Source organism: Mesorhizobium sp. WSM2561 (assembly GCF_000513915.1).
In the GTDB taxonomy this organism is placed as follows: domain Bacteria; phylum Pseudomonadota; class Alphaproteobacteria; order Rhizobiales; family Rhizobiaceae; genus Mesorhizobium; species Mesorhizobium muleiense.
Map to the genome: position 1 here is coordinate 1 of NZ_AZUX01000096.1, position 3,294 is coordinate 3,294.

Genomic DNA, 3,294 nt, shown 5'->3' on the forward strand with positions numbered 1-3,294 from the left:
TATAGTCTGGACGCCACAAACTCTTCGGCCGTCAAGCCGGTCGGCCGCAAGCAGATCCGGCCGGATAAATTGCGCCGATGTTGTCTCCGTTCATGACCACGGATCGAGCGTTCGCTTGGGTCCGCCGCGACATCAAAGGCAGCGAATTTCGCGCGCGGGACGATGATGGAGCATCAGAGCTCGAGATGATGCTTGCGTAGAAATGCGACGAACGCAGGCAAGTTGGGATCCTTGCCCAAGCAGGCAACAACAGCACTGAGAAACCCGCAATGGCAAGGTGGCCCGTCCGATCCGATCGACAGCGGCTGACCATCGCTGTGGCTCGCTGATTCAAGCCCCTGCAGCGTGTCGTCCAGATCTTTCAGAATGTGTCGTATTTTGGTCAGGAAACAGTCCCCGGCGGCCGTCACCCTGACCCCGCCGGGGTGGCGTTCGAACAAAGTCACGCCCAGCCTCAATTTGGAAACTCGACCATACACCGGGAGCAATCGACTATGTCGATGCAACCGGCGCCACCCGCGGACGCATTTCACGCATCGATTTCGGCGATCCGCAACGTCTGGCTGCTTGACCCGAGCATCAGTCAGCCACCGAGCAGGCCGCCGCCGATCGCCTGTTCCAGAAGACCTACAGCCTCTGCCAGCTTCTCGTCGATGACATGGAGATATTCGGTCCAGTCGCCGACATGCCTCAGATCGGCCGCGCCGTCGGAAATGCCGCGCAGGCCGATCAGCAGCACGCCGAACAACTGGCAGGCGCGCAGGCAGGCGAAGGTTTCCATGTCGACCATGTCGGCGTCGATCGCGTCATAGGCGGCGCCGGTGACGATCGCTCCGCCGGAGGACAGCGTCGCGCTCCTGATGCCGGGAATGACGAAGGGCAGCGGCACCGTCACCGGCAGGTCGAGGAAGGGCGTGGCGCCCTTCTCGAAGCCGAGCAGCGAGGCATCCATGTCGCGATAGCTGACCGACACAGCCTGGTAGATTTCGGTCTGCTCGAGCGTGCGGCTTCCGGCGGAACCCAGCGAGACGACCAGTTCCGGCAGCGCGCCCTCGGCTTTCAATGTCGCAAGCTCGGCACTCAGCCGCACGGCGGCCTCGACCGGACCGACACCGGTCATCAGCGGCGTGAACAGCGTCTTGAGATGCGGGCCGTATTCGGCCTCGGCGGCCATCACGAAGAGAACCGACTTGCCTGCAATCTGATCGATCATGGAATCCTCGAAGGCGGAAGTTGCTGCACCGTATCGTTACCCAAACGCAATCGCCAGAAGTTCACCGGCACACGATGTTTGCCTCTCGCAATCCGGGCGATCTCGGCGGACAGGAAAGTCGGTCCTTCCGTGCCCAGCGAGAAGCAGAAGCGACGCGGCAGGTCCGTATAGAGCGACCGGGGAGGCTTCCCGTCCCAGCGGCCGGTAATGTGCTTCAGCGCATTCCCGGTATCGAAGGCATGCATATAGATGGTCCTGATGCCAAGCTCGCGCACGATGAAAAACAGAGTCGCGGCCATTATCGTCTCCTCCCACCCGTCCGCATAGCGCGGCAAGACTTTGTCGTAGTAGGTCTTCACCCCAGCCTCAAATCGCTCTCTCGGATAAATCCGGTCTCCCGTTTCGTCGGTCGTGGCGTTGCGTCGGTGGAAGTGCCTCGGATAGGTCGCCGCTCGTCGGGCCTGTCGCACCCAATCGCACTGCACCTCCTCGATGAGTGCCTCGCCCGTATCCAGATCGAGATCGATGCGGGACCAAGCCATCGTGTGTTCCCGAGTCGAAACGGGATGTCCGTCGACGGCGAAAATCGTCGCTCCGGTCGGCGACAGCAACTCGCGGAAAGCGTGGTTATGTTGCGCGGTGAAATTGAGCTGGAGCACGATGTTGGAGCCACGCCGTGAGGTCTGGCGAAATTGATATCGTCTTTCGGCTTCCCATCGGCCCACAGTCAGACGCCAAATCACGGGGTCGCGCATGAACGCCAGCGCGAGATGACGGCGCGAGAAATCGGCCCGGCCGGTCGTCGCCAGGATTTCACGCACGGGTGGTTTTTCGAGCAGCCGCGCGAACGGGCTCGACCGCAGGCGCTGGGCGCTCCAGCCTGCGGCAAGCAGATAGTCGAGCAGGTGCACCGCATAGTGATCCCGCTCATAGGCAAAGAGGGTCCTGCCTTGCGGCAGACAGGCGACTATGTCGCCATAAACTTCGCAGTCCATGGAGAAACTGTCTCGGAAACAGATGCAAGGATTTGGCCCGCCGAGAGGCAGGTCAGCTGATGTTTGCTGGCGATCCCGGGGAGTGACACATCGCGTGCGCCTCCGCATCCTGTTGAGACAAATGAAATCTGAAGCGGCGGCCAATAAGGGCAAACCGGCCGCCGCGCAAGCTATGTCGATGCTGCGGCCGCATGCAGCTCGTCTGGTGTTGCCGTTAGGTCACTTCGGGAGGTTATGTGCCGCGCGGACCGCTCCTCACCCCTCGATGCCGTCGCGGCCGACCACCGTCATCATCGTGCCGGTCATGGTGGCGATGAGCTTCGCCTCGCCGTCGGCGGCGAAGGCGTAGGCCTGGCCGTCGGCAACGAACCCCAGAGCGCGCGGCCGGTTTCGACCGCCTGGCGGGCGGCGAGGTGAGCATAACTTTTGTGCGTCCGGATGATCTGGCAACGCCGGCAGCGTTGATCGAGCAAATCGAGCCCAGCCATGGCGGCTGAATGCGTGAGTCCAGCTTTTTCTATCCTCTCGAACCATCAACCGAATGAGCGATGATTCCCTCATCAGCCTGCCCGTGTCACGCTGATCATCCCGGCCTCTTGCCGGGAGAGCGCGGCGACCAAGCCGTCAACTATACCAATCCCTGAGACATGATTGCGGTCGGCCGCCGGACCATCTGGATCCGGCTCGCACCAGGGGATATCGGGTTTCAAGCACAGCACATAGCGAGGACCGCACGGCGAACGGTTCATTGTGTGTCCCGGTTGACTGTTCCAGGTGCTCGAACGCGAACTATCATTTGAAGAGGCTTGGGCTGGGGCCAAAGCCGTGAGAAGGAAAGCTGCTGCTGCAAGGGCGCGTGTCATGGATATTCTCTCGTCTATGGGGATAGGACGTCGTCTCACCTGAACTGAGATAGGTGCCTGGAGACACCAAACGCCTCTATTGGCATGTAATGTCACAGCTGTAAAAGCAAGAGCCATGCCAGAGGCGCAGCAGTCGGTTCTTATTGAATTCCTTCACGTCTCGCGGTCGCGTCCCCAGACGTGGTGTAGCTCGGCGGTAGCGAAGCCGCTCGCGAGCGCGCCC

Annotated in this window: 3 protein-coding genes and 1 pseudogene; all 4 read right to left on the bottom strand. The window is 61.4% G+C overall.

The features are described from left to right. Positions 1 to 173: 173 nt before the first annotated feature. Entirely contained in the window at positions 174 to 446 is a 273-nt protein-coding gene (locus tag M727_RS42105; protein ID WP_156941727.1) for a hypothetical protein, read from the bottom strand. Between the two features lie 137 nt (positions 447 to 583). Next, positions 584 to 1,213: a 5'-methylthioadenosine/S-adenosylhomocysteine nucleosidase gene (locus M727_RS0132520; RefSeq protein WP_027156010.1), complete on the bottom strand. Its 630-nt coding sequence runs from the start codon at positions 1,211 to 1,213 to the stop codon at positions 584 to 586. Beyond that, entirely contained in the window at positions 1,210 to 2,208 is a 999-nt protein-coding gene (locus M727_RS0132525) for a hypothetical protein (RefSeq protein ID WP_027156011.1), read from the bottom strand. Before M727_RS0132525 ends, M727_RS0132520 begins: the two co-directional genes overlap by 4 nt. Before the next feature lie 255 nt (positions 2,209 to 2,463). Next, positions 2,464 to 2,574 (bottom strand): annotated as a pseudogene (locus M727_RS41140) (phenylacetic acid degradation protein); the annotation flags it as partial. Positions 2,575 to 3,294 lie beyond the last annotated feature (720 nt).

Coding starts and splice junctions, on each gene's coding strand:
- M727_RS0132520 (WP_027156010.1), bottom strand. CDS start 1,213: ATGATCGATCAGATTGCAGGCAAGTCGGTTCTCTTCGTGATGGCCGCC.
- M727_RS0132525 (WP_027156011.1), bottom strand. CDS start 2,208: ATGGACTGCGAAGTTTATGGCGACATAGTCGCCTGTCTGCCGCAAGGC.